Annotated in this window: 17 protein-coding genes; 15 read left to right on the forward strand and 2 right to left on the reverse strand. The window is 46.9% G+C overall.

Going from position 1 to position 16401, the window contains the following annotated elements; translation table 11 throughout:
* The first annotated feature begins 27 nt into the window (after positions 1 to 27).
* Both murJ and GFC28_RS14490 read left to right on the forward strand, forming a co-directional pair.
* Entirely contained in the window at positions 28 to 1515 is a 1488-nt protein-coding gene (murJ, locus tag GFC28_RS14485) for a murein biosynthesis integral membrane protein MurJ (RefSeq protein ID WP_044745025.1), read from the forward strand.
* Between the two features lie 276 nt (positions 1516 to 1791).
* Positions 1792 to 2859 carry a glycosyltransferase family 4 protein gene (locus GFC28_RS14490; protein WP_044745024.1) on the forward strand — a complete coding sequence of 356 codons (1068 nt, stop codon included), beginning with the start codon at positions 1792 to 1794 and terminating at the stop codon, positions 2857 to 2859.
* 43 nt (positions 2860 to 2902) lie between these two features.
* Here GFC28_RS14490 and GFC28_RS14495 read toward each other — a convergent pair whose 3' ends face one another.
* Complete coding sequence (locus GFC28_RS14495) at positions 2903 to 3949, reverse strand: LCP family protein (RefSeq protein WP_044745023.1); 1047 nt, start codon at positions 3947 to 3949, stop codon at positions 2903 to 2905.
* A gap of 44 nt (positions 3950 to 3993) precedes the next feature.
* Entirely contained in the window at positions 3994 to 4629 is a 636-nt protein-coding gene (locus GFC28_RS14500) for a YigZ family protein (RefSeq protein WP_044745022.1), read from the reverse strand.
* A 259-nt stretch (positions 4630 to 4888) separates the two neighbouring features.
* Here GFC28_RS14500 and GFC28_RS14505 point away from each other — a divergent pair, with 259 nt between their 5' ends.
* The 13 genes from GFC28_RS14505 (at position 4889) to flgK (ending at position 16396) form a co-directional block, all read left to right on the forward strand.
* On the forward strand, positions 4889 to 6067 hold the full coding sequence (locus GFC28_RS14505; protein ID WP_066329581.1) for a sensor histidine kinase: 1179 nt from the start codon (positions 4889 to 4891) through the stop codon (positions 6065 to 6067).
* Entirely contained in the window at positions 6064 to 6744 is a 681-nt protein-coding gene (locus GFC28_RS14510) for a response regulator (protein WP_044746297.1), read from the forward strand. The genes GFC28_RS14505 and GFC28_RS14510 overlap by 4 nt, the downstream gene beginning before the upstream one ends.
* Positions 6745 to 6997: 253 nt before the next feature.
* Entirely contained in the window at positions 6998 to 7840 is an 843-nt protein-coding gene (locus tag GFC28_RS14515) for a DegV family protein (RefSeq protein ID WP_044746304.1), read from the forward strand.
* A gap of 62 nt (positions 7841 to 7902) precedes the next feature.
* Complete coding sequence (locus GFC28_RS19370; RefSeq protein WP_156487542.1) at positions 7903 to 8076, forward strand: hypothetical protein; 174 nt, start codon at positions 7903 to 7905, stop codon at positions 8074 to 8076.
* Between the two features lie 157 nt (positions 8077 to 8233).
* The gene (locus GFC28_RS14520) at positions 8234 to 9736 is read left to right on the forward strand and encodes an ATP-dependent helicase ComFA (RefSeq protein ID WP_044746296.1); all 1503 of its coding nucleotides are present in this window, start codon (positions 8234 to 8236) and stop codon (positions 9734 to 9736) included.
* Positions 9733 to 10449 (forward strand): ComF family protein, encoded by a 717-nt coding sequence (locus GFC28_RS14525; RefSeq protein WP_044746295.1) that lies wholly within the window; start codon positions 9733 to 9735, stop codon positions 10447 to 10449. Before GFC28_RS14520 ends, GFC28_RS14525 begins: the two co-directional genes overlap by 4 nt.
* Positions 10450 to 10703: 254 nt before the next feature.
* Entirely contained in the window at positions 10704 to 12500 is a 1797-nt protein-coding gene (locus GFC28_RS14535; protein ID WP_044746294.1) for a hypothetical protein, read from the forward strand.
* Positions 12497 to 12754 carry a flagellar biosynthesis protein FlhB gene (locus GFC28_RS14540; RefSeq protein ID WP_044746293.1) on the forward strand — a complete coding sequence of 86 codons (258 nt, stop codon included), beginning with the start codon at positions 12497 to 12499 and terminating at the stop codon, positions 12752 to 12754. The genes GFC28_RS14535 and GFC28_RS14540 overlap by 4 nt, the downstream gene beginning before the upstream one ends.
* 12 nt (positions 12755 to 12766) lie before the next feature.
* Positions 12767 to 13207: a YaaR family protein gene (locus GFC28_RS14545; protein WP_044746303.1), complete on the forward strand. Its 441-nt coding sequence runs from the start codon at positions 12767 to 12769 to the stop codon at positions 13205 to 13207.
* A gap of 28 nt (positions 13208 to 13235) precedes the next feature.
* Complete coding sequence (locus GFC28_RS14550) at positions 13236 to 13655, forward strand: TIGR03826 family flagellar region protein (protein ID WP_044746302.1); 420 nt, start codon at positions 13236 to 13238, stop codon at positions 13653 to 13655.
* 239 nt (positions 13656 to 13894) lie between these two features.
* Positions 13895 to 14164, forward strand: coding sequence for a flagellar biosynthesis anti-sigma factor FlgM (flgM, locus tag GFC28_RS14555; protein ID WP_044746292.1), 270 nt, complete (start codon positions 13895 to 13897; stop codon positions 14162 to 14164).
* A 54-nt stretch (positions 14165 to 14218) separates the two neighbouring features.
* Positions 14219 to 14713, forward strand: coding sequence for a flagellar protein FlgN (locus tag GFC28_RS14560; RefSeq protein ID WP_044746291.1), 495 nt, complete (start codon positions 14219 to 14221; stop codon positions 14711 to 14713).
* Between the two features lie 102 nt (positions 14714 to 14815).
* Positions 14816 to 16396 (forward strand): flagellar hook-associated protein FlgK, encoded by a 1581-nt coding sequence (flgK, locus tag GFC28_RS14565; protein ID WP_044746290.1) that lies wholly within the window; start codon positions 14816 to 14818, stop codon positions 16394 to 16396.
* The last annotated feature ends 5 nt before the right edge of the window (positions 16397 to 16401 follow it).

Consider the following 16401-nt stretch of genomic DNA (forward strand, 5'->3'; position numbering starts at 1 on the left):
GAAAGCAGAGATTCGGCAGGTGAGGTTGTGAGTACAAAACGTTTTTTTCAATTGATTGGAGTAGTCACCATTGTCAATGTGCTTTCGCGTTTTTTAGGTTTTGTTCGAGAAGCCGTCATCGGTTATCAATTTGGCACGTCATCGCTTGCCGATAGCGTCATTTTAGCCTATACCATTCCTAATTTTGTCTACTCCGTGCTGGGAGGGGCTGTAGCGACTGCTTATATTAGCGTATATAGCAAAATGGATCGTGACATCCATAAGCAGCGGTTTCACGATGTCATTTTCACGTATTTGCTCCTGTTTTGCGTTGGATTAACAAGCTTGTTTATGATTTTATCAAAGCAGGTGGTCCAACTCTTTTTTAATGGGCTCCATCCGTCTGAAGTGGCGATGACATCGAAATTGTTTTTCATGATGGCTCCCGCAACCCTTTTTCTTGTTTTTTCGATGTGGTTTTCCGGCATTTTGAATGTGCGCGGCCAATTTTATAGCGCCTCGTTTGCCACATTGGCCAACAATGCTTTTTTTATTTTCATCGCCGTCCTCCTTTATCCGGCCATCGGCGTATATGCTTATGGATGGGGAGCGACAGTCAGCGCTGCGATCATGGTGGCTGTGCTCGTTTATTATATGCATAAGAGCGGCGTGTTCTGTTTCCGTCTTCGTTTTCATGTTTCGGAAAAGGAATACGTGCTTCGCATGCTTAAGATCGCTATGCCTGTTTTATTGGGCGGAGCGACTCTACAATTTTATTTTTTTATCCAGCGCATGTTTGCTTCGCGACTGGATGACGGGTATGTCGCTGCGCTGAACTATGCCTCGAAGCTTGTTCAGCTTCCGCAAATGATTTTAATGACAGCGGCGACGACGGTGATCTATCCGCTGCTCGCTAAAAAGACGGCTGAACAGGATTATGAAGGAATTTCGCAAATCTTTTTCAAAGGTCTGCGTTTGCTCATCATGTTTATTGTGCCTGTTTCTGTCTTTGTTTATGTATATGCCGCACCGATTGTAAAAATCATTTTTGAGTACGGATCGTTTACGGCGCAGTCGACGTCTATGACGGCGGAGATGCTGAAAATCTTTGTGATCGGCATGTTTGCCCATGCAGCGAATCTGTTTGTCACGCGCTTTTTTTATGCGATGGAGAAATCGTTCGCGCCAGTCGCCACAGGGATCGTGGCTGTTTTTGGTGTCAATATTGCGATCATTTCCTTTTTTATTGACCAATATGGAGCGTCCTCCATCGCCTGGGGAACGACGATTAGCGCTTTATTCCAATTCTTTTCCTTGCTCGTTCTTGTCACGCGTCAGTTAAAGCTGCGAATGGATACAGGAGCGCTATGGGGAAAATTGCTCCTGTCTCTTTTCATCGTGACGGCCGTCGTTTGGCTGAGCCGCTTATGGATTCATACCGGCTATGATTTACTTGATTTATGTCTTGCGGGCTGCTTATTTGCCGTGACTGCCTATGCTCTTTTTCGAACCGCGGGCTTGCTTTCGCGAGGATAAGGCTTTTTTTAAAAAACCTTCAGCTTGTCGACTTTGTCGACAAGCTGATTTTTTTTTGCGTTATCTGTCGATTCTTGGGATTTAAATGATATATAATGGGGTTATACTCGCGAACATCCGCGAAGTCACTAGATTTTAAGAAATTTTTTGTTTATGTCATAGATTGAATATGCTATAATCGACGCTGTGGGCTTTTGTACTGAGAAATTTGGCAATGAACGGTTTTGGTTTGAATGTGACATTAATGGTTATCCTAGGACATAGGGGAGGGTTCCCATGTTATATCTATACTTAACGATGCTTATATGCTTTGCGTTATCCGTTATTTTTACTCCATTTGTGAAAAAATTGGCTTTTCTTGTAGGAGCCACAGATAAACCGAATCAACGAAAAGTGCACCAAAAAATTATGCCGCGTTTAGGAGGGCTGGCGATTTATGTCAGCACCATGATTGGATATTTGATTTTACGGCCTTGGAATGAAGATTCGCTTTATATTTTATTAGGCAGTCTGATCATTGTGGCCGTTGGGATCTTGGATGATATCTACGAACTGCCGGCTAAAGTGAAGTTTTTAGGCCAATTCGTTGCCGCCTTTATCGTGGTTGTCATTGCCGGTGTACAAGTGACCTTTATTAATTTGCCATTCGGCGGGCAATTGCATTTTGGAATGTTAAGCATACCGATTTCGATTTTATGGATTGTGGGAATTACGAATGCGATCAACCTCATTGACGGGCTAGATGGCTTGGCAGCCGGTGTCTCAGCGATTGCTTTAATCACGATTTCTGGAATGGCGTTGATTATGGGAGACTGGTTCGTCACTTCGATGGGATTGATTATTTTAGCGAGCACCTTGGGATTTTTGCTGTACAATTTTCATCCGGCAAAGATCTTTATGGGAGATACAGGGGCGCTCTTTTTAGGATATATGATTTCCGTATTGTCACTGTTAGGCTTTAAAAACGTTACGTTTATCTCGTTTGTCGTGCCGGTGTTAATTCTCGGTGTGCCGATTTCGGATACATTTTTTGCTATCATTCGCCGCATTGTGAAAAAGCAGCCGCTTTCGGCTCCTGATAAATCTCATTTGCATCACTGTCTGCTCCGGCTCGGATACAGCCATCGGGAGACCGTGCTGATTATTTACGGCATGAGCGCCGTTTTTGGTCTGCTGGCGATCATTTTATCGCAGGCCGCTGTTTGGGTATCGATGATTATATTGGTTGTCGTGCTGCTTGCCCTTGAGATTATTGCGGAGAAGATCGGTTTAGTGGATGCGAATTATCGCCCCATTTTGAAAATCATGCGCGTGATTCGCTACGCGAATGGAAAACAAAATTAAAAAAACCGCCTTGCTTTTATGCAAGGCGGTTTTTTGCGTTTGTTTATGGTTGTCCGTCGTCATCAGCGTGATCTGTTTGGTTGCTGGCTTCTGGATCGCTGTTGTCCGTAGAAGTAGTATCCAGCCCTTGCAAATGATTTTTCAGCTCTTGAGAGATCTCTTCGACAGACTGTTCGTCGAGCTTATAATAGTAAACTCCGTCAATGTAATCATCGGTTCCTTTTAAGTGAAGGGATTCAATATTAAGCTTTCCTTCGCTGCTTGTTGCATAATAAATCAGCGATTTCATTTCATCAAACGTTAAGTTCGTTTTCATATTGTCTCCGATCGCTTCTAACAGATCATCATATTTGGTAATCGAACGGACGCTGCTTGCTTTTTTTATAATGGCTTTTAAAATTTCTTGCTGGCGCTTTCCGCGCTCGATATCGTTATCAAGCTTTCTTGTTCTCGCAAGAGCCAGCGCTTGCTCGCCATTTAATGTTTGCCATCCTTTTTTCAGAACAATCGCATTATGATGGTCTTCGGAGTCTTTTTCTTTAAGATTATATGGCACTTCTACTTCAATTCCGCCTAAGGCGTCCACCACGTCCATAAAAGCATAGAAGTTCATTTTGACATAGTAGTCAATTTGAATATCAAACAGCTGCTCAACCGTTTCAATGGTTCCTTTTACGCCGCCAAAGGCGTGGGCGTGGGTGATTTTATCCCGTCTTTCCTCTGACGGAATATATACATACGAGTCACGCGGAATACTTACTAATTTGACAGATTTCTTTTTGGCATCGAATGTCGCTAGCATTAACGCATCTGAGCGTGTATCGCTTTTGAAGTTTCGCGAACGGCTGTCATCAATGCCGATAAACAAGATGGAGAAATTATCAATTTTCAGGTTTGGGCGATCTTGGTCTCGTCCTTTGATCTCCTCATACGATTTATTGATCACAGATTCCGCCTTATGCATAAGGAACGAAGCGTAGCAAGTAGCTCCCAGCACAAGCAGCAAAATAGGCGTCAATATCCATAATAATATGCGCTTTCTGCGCTTTTTCTTTTTTTGCTTTTTACGATAGGTTCGTTTATTGGTCATTGATTGTTCTCCTCTTCTTTTTTCTAAGAGTGGTGAAAGGGAGGCTAAGAAATGGTCGTTTCCATATAGGTGACTTCCCCTTCTTGAATGTCCGCCCTTGCATTGGTTAAATCGGTGAGCCATTCGCAAAACGGCTGCTTGTTGTTTTCTTCGACAAATACCTCGATTTCGACATGATCTAGATAGTGAATGGCTTTCACATCATAAATGGAGGAGCGAAGGGCATTCTCCACTTTGCCAAGCCAATTGTAATCGATCGCAACATGCATAATGCGCATGAGGCGGCGTTCAACAATTTCCGCTGCTTTCAGCCCTTCGGATACCGCTTTGCTGTAAGCGCGGACGAGACCGCCGGCTCCAAGCTTAATGCCGCCAAAATAGCGAGTCACAACGACAACGGTGTCCTTTAGTCCTTTTTTCTTAAGCACTTCGAGCATCGGAACACCAGCCGTGCCGCTCGGTTCACCGTCATCATTCGCTTTTTGGATGTGGTCATGCTCGCCGATTAAATAAGCAGAGCAGTTATGCGTCGCATCCCAATGCTTTTTTTTGATTGTTTGAATGAACTGAGTCGCTTCCTCTTCCGTTGTTGCCCGATTGGCATAACAAATGAATCGCGATTTTTCGATCACGATTTCACTTTCTCCATATCCTTTTACGGTATAATATTTATGCAGCAATGATGAAACACCTCACGATCATGCGGCACGCTGTTGCATATGTTTTTATTACCAATTCAATTTTTGGCGATAAGTTGCGTGAAACATGCTATACTTAAAAAAACAAGTATGTGCCGTCGCCTACCGGTCGGGAACAGGTAGCGAAAAAGCATCTTTTTCTATTATAAATCGACAGCTTTTTTCCTTCAAATAAAACTTTTCGTTAGAAAAATTTGTATGATCTCTTGATACTTTTTTGTATAAGCACGGAGGATTTCGTATGTCTTTGCCAAAAAAATTAAATGCGAAGGAATTAGATAAAATTGTCGAAAAAATGGTAAAAACGGTTCATCATAGCAAAGATGAAATTTTTCAGATCGGCGAACGGTCCCGCCATGAGTATGAGCATTTGATCAAGGAGCTAGAGGAAACAAAAACGCAAGTCAGCCTGATTATCAATGAAGCAGATCGACTGGAGGTGCAGGCGCGTCTGGCGAGACAGCGCTTATCAGAGGTGAACCGCCATTTTTCACGCTATTCCGAAATGGAAATCCGCGAGGCTTATGAAATCGCGCACGAGCTGCAAATGAAGCTGACGATGATTCGCGAGCAAGAAAGGCAGCTGCGGCTGCGGCGCGATGAATTGGAACGGCGTTTAGCCGCGCTAAAAGAAACCATTGAACGCGCCGATCATTTAATTGGACAAATCACTGTTGTCCTGAATTATTTGAACAGCGACTTTCGCCAAGTGGGCGAGTTTATAGAAGGGGCCAAACAAAAACAGGAGTTCGGTTTAAGGATTATCGAAGCTCAAGAAGAGGAACGCCGCCGCTTATCGCGGGAGATTCACGACGGTCCTGCCCAAATGCTCGCCCATGTGATGATGCGCTCGGATTTAATGGAGCGGATTATTCGACAACGCAGTGTCGATGAAGCGGTTCAAGAATTGCGGGATTTTAAAAAAATGGTACGTTCTGCACTTTACGAAGTGAGAAGAATTATTTATGATTTAAGACCAATGGCGCTTGATGATCTGGGCTTAATACCTACCCTCCGTAAATATTTGCAAAATGTTGAGGAGTATAACCAGCAAACGAAAATTTCTTTTGTACATATTGGGGAGGAAAAACGATTGCCTGCCCATTTTGAGGTGGCGATTTTTCGCCTTGTCCAAGAATCGGTGCAAAACGCACTGAAGCATGCGGAGGCATCTGAGATTCAAGTGAAGGTAGAAATGAAGCAGCAGTATCTTTTCCTAATGATTAAAGATAATGGAAAAGGATTTGATGTGAAGAAAAAGAAGGAAAATTCCTTTGGATTGATTGGGATGAAGGAACGAGTAGAATTATTGGAAGGAACGATGAATATCCGTTCACAAATGGGTGTGGGAACAACCGTGTTTATTCAAATTCCGCTGTTAGAAACGACACAAACAAGAAGGGAGAGGATCGATCAATGAAAACACGCATCGTTATTATTGATGACCATCAATTATTTCGCGAAGGAGTCAAGCGGATTTTAGAATTCGAAGGACAATTTGAGGTAGTAGCTGAGGGAGCGGATGGCAGTGATGCGCTCGAGTTGGTGCAAAAGCATCAGCCGGATATCGTGATTATGGATATTAACATGCCGAATACGAATGGAGTGGAAGCGACGCGGCAGCTGGTGGAAACGTACCCTGACACAAAGGTGGTGGTCCTTTCCATTCACGATGATGAAAATTATGTGATGCATGCGCTGAAAACAGGCGCAACAGGCTATTTATTAAAGGATATGGATGCGGATACATTGATAGAAGCGGTCAAGGTCGTAGCAGAAGGCGGATCTTATTTACATCCGCGCGTGACGCATAATTTAATTCAAGAATACCGCCGCCTCGCCGCAGGAACGAGCCAGAAGGTCGAAAAAACATCGCGCGAGGTATGTCTGCCGCTGCATTTGTTAACGCGCCGGGAGTGTGAGGTGCTGCAGCTTCTTGCGGACGGTAAAAGCAACCGCGGCATTGGCGAGGCGTTGTTTATAAGTGAAAAAACGGTGAAAAATCATGTCAGCAATATTCTCCAAAAACTAAATGTGAATGACCGTACACAAGCGGTTGTTGTGGCGATCAAAAACGGATGGGTGGAGGTTCGCTGAGCGCCAAGGCTGTCGAGAATTCGGCAGCCTTTTTTTGTAATGAAATCCATCCTTTTTTCCGCTACAATGGAGGTAAGGAAGACGGGCTGATCATCCACATGCAGACCGTTTCCATTCGCTCATGCCGATGGGGACAAACTGAAAGAACAGGCTAGTCAAATGAGAAAGGTCCTGCATGAGCGAATTGGTGCAGCGTATCCGCTGTGACGATGGATCAGCAAAGGCCATAATCAAAATAAGGAAGGTATGAATGATGAGGACAGCGATTGTCACGGATAGTACGGCATATATTCCGAAAGACGTGCGCGAAGCATTGCACATTTATATGATTCCATTAAGCGTTTCCTTTGGCAATGAAGCCTATCGGGAAGAAGTGGATATTCATGCGGAGCCATTTTTCGAAGAAGTGAGGCAGCATAAACATTTGCCGACAACATCGCAGCCGTCGATCGGCGCATTTGTTGAGCTGTTTGAAACGCTGGCCAAGCAATATGACGCGGTGGTAAGCATTCATTTATCAAGCGGCATAAGCGGTACGTATCAAGGGGCGTTAACGGCAGCAGGCATGGTAGAAGGCCTTCAGGTGTACGCGTATGACTCGGAGATCAGCTGCATGGCACAAGGCTTTTATGCGATGGAGGCCGCTGAAATGGCGCTGGCGGGCAAGCATCCCCAAGAGATTATTGCCCGCCTGGACGAAATCAAAACCTCGTTGCGCGCGTATTTTATGGTGGATGACTTAATCCATTTGCAGCGCGGCGGACGGCTGAGCAGTGCCCAAGCGTTTATCGGCAGCCTTTTACAGGTGAAACCGCTGCTTCATTTTCAAAACAAAGTCATTGTGCCGTTTGAAAAAATCCGTACGCGCAAAAAAGCGATCAAGCGGATCGAGGAGCTGCTCGCCGAGGATGCCAAGCTCGGAGTGCCCCTGAAAGCGGCGATTATCCATGCGAACCGCTTGGAGGAAGCGGAGGCGTGGAAGCAGGAGCTGGCGCAAACCTATCCGAATGTGGAATTTTTGATCAGCTATTTCGGCCCGGTCATTGGGACGCATCTCGGCGAAGGCGCGCTCGGGCTCACTTGGTATCGCCCATAAAGAGCTTCATCATCATGGAACGGGACATCAAGTCCCTTATCTAAACGGATGGGACCGTCCACATGCCAATCGCCAAGCCGTCGATCGGCGGCATCAGCGGGAAACCGAAAAAGCATCAATGCTGCCGAAGCAAGCAGTACGGACCGCTTCAGAATGTTGATAAACGCTTTCATTTTGCGGCGCGGGCTCATGAACGTTTGGGTTCCGTTCGCGTCTTCACTCGGCTGCGTTCCTGATCTGCTAAGCGTTTTGATGCAACCGACGCAATCCATAAAGAAAGGCTGTTAAAATGGTTGAAGCCAAAGTCTACTGTGGGCTTTGTCTTCAACCGAAAACCGTCAGTCCCGCTTTTTTTAGGCAACGATTCGCCAAAATGAATCATGGAGGGATAAAATGCGTTTTGTGTTTGAACAGGGCAAATGGCTTCCAGAAGCGCTGGCAAAGGAAAAGCATAAAGACCGCCGGCCGATTAGCCGTCTGCCCGATCTCCCTTCTTGCGAGAAAAACCCCGAATTTCTCTTTTCTCCTACTCTTCTTGCCTTTCTTGAAGGCAAACAGCTTCTCATAGATGACCTCCCTTTTTCACTGGAACAGATTCAGGCCCATTATGAAAATGGTTATTTGCGTTATCAAAAAGGCATTACTCAAACCGAGCGCGGCGGTTATCGCTGTGAACGATGCGGAAATGAGCGCGCCCATCTTTTTGCCTCCTTTCACTGCGCCCGCTGTGAAGAGAGCTGTACGTATTGCCGGCAATGCTTGATGATGGGAAGGGTGAGCGAATGTACTCCGCTTGTCGTTTCTTGTGTGAGCCCAAAGCGAATCGCTTATGACCGTCCGCTTGTTTGGAGCGGCAAACTTTCCCATGCCCAGCAAGCGGCGGCGGAAGCGGTCAAGCAAGCCATAGACCGCCATGATGAATTAACGGTCTGGGCTGTTTGTGGGGCGGGGAAGACAGAAGTGCTTTTTCCCGGCATCGCCCATGCCCTAGAGCGCGGCAGACGCGTCTGCATCGCTACCCCCAGAATGGATGTCGTATTAGAACTGGCTCCGCGCTTCAAGCAGGCGTTTCCAACGGTTCCTGTCATTGCTTTATATGGCGGAAGCGAGGATCGTTTCAAACAGGCCCCTCTTGTCATGGCGACCACGCATCAGCTGCTTCGTTTTTATCGCGCGTTTGATGTCATGATCATCGACGAAGTCGATGCTTTTCCTTACTCTGTGGAGCCGATGCTGCAATATGCAGCTGCCAAAGCCCGCTGTGAACCGTCCGCTTTGATTTATTTAACAGCGACTCCCCATCCAGCATGGCAACGGGAAATTCAAAAGAACAAGCGAATGGCGGCGACAATTCCGGCACGCTATCACGGCTATCCTCTCCCGGTTCCTGCTTTTGAATGGTGTGGCCATTGGCGGAAGCAAGTGCAAAAAGGAAAGCTCCCCCGCAATGTGCTGGCCTGGGCAAATGAGAGAATCCAAAAAGGGAGACCAGCCCTGCTATTTGTTCCGCATATTGCCCTGCTGCAGCAGGTTGTGCAAATACTTAAGCAGCTGGATGCGCGGATCGAGGGGGTCCACGCCGAGGAGAGCGCCCGTAAGGAAAAAGTGCACGCTTTTCGTCAAGGAGCGATTCCGCTTCTCGTCACGACGACGATTTTAGAACGCGGCGTGACGATTCCTCGCCTCGATGTGGCGGTATTAGGAGCCGAGGATGACCTATTTACAGAGGGCGCGCTTGTCCAAATTGCCGGAAGGGTGGGACGAAGCGCCCTGCATCCAAACGGAGACGTCCGCTTTTTTCATTACGGAAAAACAAAAGCGATGGTCGCCGCGAAACGGCAGATCGTTCGCATGAACCGTCTGGCTCAAGAAAGGGGGCTATTAAAGAGTCCATGAGCGAACATTGTTTGTTGTGCCATCGGCGTTATGCGCAGCGAATGAGTTGGAGACATTTGTTGATGTTGAAACAGACAGATGTGCTTTGCCATGAATGCCGCCGCTCTTTTGCCCTTATTGCTGGCGATCTATGCGAATGCTGCGGTCGGCCGTTTGACCGCGTTGACGAATCGTATCGGCAAGGGGAATTATGTGCCGATTGCGTCCGCTGGAAGCGTGACAACGCATGGCGCGGTGTGTTAACGAAAAATCGATCTGTATACGTGTACGATGCTTTTATGAAAGAGGTGATTGCCCGCTGGAAGTTTCGTGGGGACTATGCGCTCGTTGAAGCGTTTCGCACTGATATGTGCCGTGAATTTTTCTGCCACTTTCCGCGCGATTCACTCCTCGTCCCGATCCCGCTAAGTTCCGCACGTTTATACGAAAGAGGCTTTAATCAGGCAAAAGCGCTTGCCGAATTGCTCGGCTGTCCGATTTTAGACGCATTAGAACGATTCGATTCCGCAAAGCAGTCAAAAAAATCAAGGCATGAGCGGCTTGAAACGGATCGTGTTTTTCACTTGCGTTCGGATGTATTGCTGCCCGCCGGTGCTTCTATCGTGCTGATCGATGATATTTATACGACAGGAACGACAGTCCGCCATGCGGCTCGAATGCTGCGGGAAGCGGGCGCTGCCGCCGTTTCCTCTTTTACCCTCGCGAGGTCGTAATTTGATTGGATTGGCTCATAAACATTCATCGTGATTTGCCGATATAAAAGGTAGCAAAACATGAGTGTTGATGATTCGCTTTTGTGTGAGAATCCGATTGCTTTGACCAATGCGATAAATGAATGGCCGCGTTGCTGCACAAGACTGCTGCTCTTTCATGGTTGGCGTTTTGTGCACGAAGAGGCGCGTTTTCATGGAATAAGACTGTTCATTAATATGCTTGAGCATAGATCAGAGAGCGGAGTGTGAAAACCATGCAAATTTATCATGATTGGATGGTGCAGACATCCATCGCTTCCCAGGATGGAACGGCCCCGCTCAAAGAAGGGGATACCGTTTTTGTGGCCATCAAGGAAAAAGTCAGCGCAAGTGAGGCGATTGTGACGATCAAAGGACAGGATCGCTATGTCCGCTTTCAAGGGGACATCCCAGACAAGGAAAAGCTCGTTGTCCAAATCACGGGAATGGATCGTGATGTTCTTGAAGTTAAAGCGGTTTCGCCCTCGGCAGCCGCTCAAGCGATGGCCGGAAATTCGTTGGCTCCAATCGAACAGCTGCTAAGAAAGCAAGGCTTGTTTCTGACCCAGGCAGAGCGGGCGGCTCTCAAAAGCTTCTTGGAAAAAACAAAAGGAACGATGGATGAAAAGCTGGAAACGATTCAAGCTCTCGCCAGCAAAAAGCTTCCGTTGACGTCCCTTCATATGCAAGCGGTTCATGAAGCGCTGCACGGAGAGCCGCTAGGTGATCTGTTGATGGAGCTCATGGAGGAGACGACGGAGTCACCAGCAGTGAAAGAGACAAGCCCGGAGCCTCCAAGTGACCAAAAAAACGGAACGGCTGCCGAAAACACATCAAGCTGGATCGGAAATGAAACCGATTCAGGCACCAATATGGAAACGGTTCAATGGACGTACGGCCATGAGGAATGGTTCAGCGGAATCACGCCGCAAGCAAAGGAGCTTGTCGTGCGAACCGTCACGGAAAAAATGGCGCAAGCAACGGGCGAGTTTCAAAGCTGGCAGCGGGAGATCGGCCAAAAGCTGGAGCAAACAGCGTCCATATTGACCGCCCGTTCGACTCAGGTCCGTTCGCAAGCAAGGATGTCGATCGAAGCGGCTGTTTATACGCTTGATCGCATGATTTTGCGCGGAGAATGCATGATGTTTGCCGATATGGGAACGGAAAAACAGCTTCTTCAGGCAAGCGCAAAGCTGGCAGAAGCGAAGCAATTGATTTCAGCTGGAAAATGGAGCGATGCCGCATCCATCGTTCAGGAGGTAAGGCAGACGGTCTCCTCCCTCCGTTTTCAACCAGCGGATGTCAAGATTCAGCGCTTTGTCTCGGAGATGCAGGCCTCTCCATCTGCTTCCGTGTCTAATCAGCCGCTCGCTGGGCAAATAGGACGGCTGCTTCCGGCAGCAGCGGATGACTTTTCCGCCCGAGGGATATTTGAGCAGCTGCGCTTATTGGGGATGCATCATGAAAAAGAAATCGCGCAGGCCGTGATGACCCAAACCGGACCGCTGCCAAGCAAAAACATGAAGTCCCTGCTCCTCAGCGCCGGAGAGGGGGGGTACGGCACAGCTTCGCAGGCAGAGCGGGCGGTCTTAAATCTGACAGGCCAGCAGCTATTGAGCCGGTTTGAGGCAAAAAGCCACACGCAAACTATGGTATATCAGCTCCCACTGATGATGCGAGATCAAATGGAAACCGTTCACGTCTATTTGAATTCGCGCAATGAGGACGGAAAGTTAGATTGGCAAAATTGCAGCTTATATTTTTTATTGGATACGGAACAATACGGAAAAATCGGATTGCTGCTGCAAGCTGCGGAACGCAACTTAGCGATTACGGTCAAGACCGATCATGAGCAAGTGGAAAGCGCGCTCAAGCCGCTCATGGAAGCCGCTAAGGAGCATTTAAATGAAATCGGCTACCATGTAACGAAAATGACCTTTGCGAAAATGACGGAGTCAGCGGTTTCTTCCTCTTTACAAACTCCGTCCGCAAGTGAGAAACTTCAAGAGAAAGGTTATGATATAACGGTATGAAGCATCCATATGAAACATATGCTTCGGCATTAAGCCGCTACGAAGAAGAAGCAGAGCGTCTATTGGAAACTCTTGAGCCAAGCGGAAAAATGGGAAAAGAAATGATCGAGCACGCTGAAAAGCAAGGTATTCCCATTCAAAAAGATGCCACTCTTGTCGAGCATTTAGCCGACCCGCAGCAGCGTGTTCCTTCCCAGCTTTATGCGGTGATCGGAGAAATTTTGCGCGTCATAAAGAACATAGAACAGAAATAGAGGCGATGTATGGTGGAAGTCCAAAAAGTGACAAAGCCGAATATGATCAAGACAACTCAGCCAAAGGAAACGGTTCCTTCTGCCTCCGTATCCTTTGCTGAGGTGATGGCCAAAAAGCAGGATGATTTAGTGTATGAGCGATTCCAGCAGCTTGTCCAGCAAATTGCCGACCAAGGAAAAGTATTGGCTGAATCGCATTCAGTTGAGGATTTGCGGAAATACAAAAAGCTAGTCAAAACCTTATTGGACGATGCAGTCAAGCATGGCTTGCAGCTGTCCGAACAGCGCAGCTTCAGCTGGAATGGGCGCCAGCGCTTATATAAGCTCGTCAAAGAGGTGGATCAAAAGCTACTCGACTTAACGAATCAAGTATTGCAAAATGAAAAGGATGGGATGGGGATTTTACGCGCCATTGGCGAAATTCAAGGGCTAATTATCAATGTTTACACGTAAATGAGCGAAGGATTGGGGGATGGCGACAGTGAATCTAGAAAATTGCCCGAATTGCGGCCGATTATTTGTCAAAAATCAGTTTCGTGATATTTGCGACCTATGCTATCGAGAGGAAGAAAAAGAGTTTACGAAGGTGTATAACTATATGCGAAAGCGGGAAAACCGCATGGCGACACTGTCGGAGGTAGTGGAAGCAACCGGTGTGTCCGAGCGCCTGATTATGAAATTTATTAAATCGGGACGGCTCCAGCTCGCCAACTTTCCGAATTTAGGCTACCCTTGCAGCCGCTGCGGCACGATCATTCGCGAAGGCAAGCTTTGTGTTTCGTGTAAACAAGACCTCAGCCAGCAAGTGGAGCAGCTGCAAAAAGAAGAAACAAAAAAGGAAGAGAGCAGCCGGCCGACGACCGTATATTATACAAAAAAAGACGATCCAAAAGACTTCTAAATCTAGCCGCTTTTATCTAGAGAAAATCCTGTTAAGCGGACGGAGCCGATTTGGTAGCTTCAAAGCGACAGGGGCGGTTTGATTATTGTTCAAGTCGCCCTGTAAGAGCATGAAGTTTTTTGTCTCTTCTTTGTTTGGCGGATAAGGAACTTCTCAGGCCATCTATTAAAACATCGAGAATCGTTGCCGATAATATAAGTAAGAAGCAACGAATCGGACGAAGAAAAGGAGGGTTGTCCGTGCGCATCAACCAGAACAATATCTCGTCACCGGGAGTTCATTCCTATAGACATTATGCGAACCAAGAGATTCAGAACGGTAAGACTGGCAAAAAGCGGGATCAAGTCGAGATTTCCGCAGAAGCGAAGGAATTACAGCAGCATCCCCAATGGCAGATCGAACGGGAAAATAAGGTGCGTCAGTTGAAAGAACAGGTACAGTCCGGCACCTATAAAATCGATGCCCATGCGGTGGCTAAAAGCATCTATGACTACTATGCCCGATCATGAGGCACAGAGCCCAACAACGAACGGAAAGCGGAGTTTTAGGAGAGGAGGGGTTTCATGTCTGCCGCGCCGCTGATTCATTTATTAGACGAATATGTGCAGGTGCATAAGCATTTGCTGCATTCAGCCCACAAAAAAACAGACGTGTTAAAAAAAGGAGATATGGAAGCCCTAAAGACGATCATCCAGGATGAGCAGAAACATATTTTTTTGATCAGCCAATTAGAAAAAAAGCGAAGCGACATGATCGCCGCGCTTTTTCCTCGCTCCAGCGCAGCGGAAGAGCCGCCGACATTGGCCGCTTGCATCGAGAGGGCCGCTGAACCGGAGCGGAGCGAGCTAAAAAAACGGCAGGAAGAGCTATCAAAGGCCGTTCGAGAGCTGAAGGAAGCGAATGAGCTCAACCAGCAGCTCGTCCAGCAATCGCTTCAATTTGTTCATATGACCTTGGATTTGCTTTTGCCGCAAACGCCCGAAATCAACTACCAGAATCCCCATTCTGCTGCTTCGGGATACGAAGGCGGCCGTTCGGTGTTTGACTCAAAAGCATAAGCGGATCAGATTTCGCGCTTCTCAAGCGCTTGGCTGATTCGAATCTCGAGTATAGCCCCCGCAAAGCTTCGGAGCGGGGCTTCAAGGAGTGGAGAAAAGACAATGGGTTCAACCTTTCAAGGATTGGAAATCGCCAAACGCGGCATGTCGACGCAGCAAATGGCGTTATACGTCACAGGAAATAATATTGCCAACGCCAACACGCCAGGCTATTCGCGCCAACGCGTCAATTTTACCGAAACGGAGCCGTATCCGCCAGCCTCGATGAACCGCCCGCAAATTCCTGGACAGATGGGGACCGGGGTCGAAGCCGGCTCGATCCAGCGCGTGCGGGAGAAGTTTTTAGATCTGCAGTACAGAGACGAGGCAACGAAATTGGGATATTGGAGCACCCGTTCTGATGCCATTGCGAAGATGGAAGATATTATGAACGAGCCAAGTGATTTTGGGCTAGGAAAAGTAATGTCCCAGTTTTGGCAGTCATTGCAGGATTTAAGCACAAATCCCGAAAATGAGGGCGCTCGTGCTGCTGTTCGTCAAAGAGGAGTAGCGGTGGCAGAATCTTTTCGGTATCTTTCGAATTCCCTTTCGAAAATCCGCACGGATTTAGGACAAGAAATTAAAACAGGATTGCTTGAAGTGAACTCCATTTTAAAACAAATTAGTGAATTAAATGACCAAATTAAAGCAATTGAACCAAACGGTTATTTACCGAATGATCTTTATGACAAACGTGATGCTCTTGTGGATGAATTATCAAAATTCATCAATGTAAAGGTGGATACAGTTCCTTCAGGTGGCAATTCTCTTGATATTGCTGAAGGAATTTATGAAATTTCTATGGTGAATGGTGATGGATCTTTAATGAAAATTGTCACACAAAACGGACTTTCCTCTTTCTCAGTGGATCCTGCTGTTTCAGGCGATCCCACCAATCCCGACGGATATATTTCACATATCCAAATTACTGATGAACAGGGAAATACCTCCTCTCTCTTGCCTGATCAAATAGCATCTGGACGAATGAAGGCGTTAATTGAGATGTATGGCTATGGCACAGGCCCCGACAATATAAAAGGGTACTATCCGGATATGCTGGCGGATTTAGATAAAATGGCTTATTCGTTTGTTACTATGTTTAATTCACAGCATCAAGCTGGGTTTGATTTAGAGGGAGCTGCTGGAGAAGATTTCTTTAAAACGTCAATCGGATCTCCTCCAGAGAAAGGGGCAGCGGCTACTATTGAAGTATCTGCTAGCATTATGGCGAATTTATCAAAAATTGCTGCTTCTTCTAAATCTGGAGAAACCGGTAACGGAAGCAATGCTCTTTACTTAGCAATGATTAAGGACATCCAAATTGCAAGCGGAAGTGCTACCCTTCCAAGCGGAGATACGATTAGTGTTCCGATTAACGGGGGAACCGTACAAACGTTTTATCAAGGGCTTATTGGAAAGCTTGGTGTAGATGGTCAGCAAGCGAAACGCATGGAGACCAATGCGGAAACGCTAGTTTTGTCGGTTGAGAATAATCGGCAGTCGGTAAGCTCAGTATCTCTTGATGAAGAAATGACGAATATGATTAAGTTCCAACACGCTTATAATGCAGCAGCCCGGCAAATCACGGTCATTGATGAGATGCTTGATAAAATCATCAACGGAATGGGCATTGTAGGAAGGTAGGTGGT

Origin of the sequence: Anoxybacillus sp. B2M1 (assembly GCF_001634265.1) — a bacterium.
Classification (GTDB): Bacteria; Bacillota; Bacilli; order Bacillales; family Anoxybacillaceae; genus Anoxybacteroides; species Anoxybacteroides rupiense.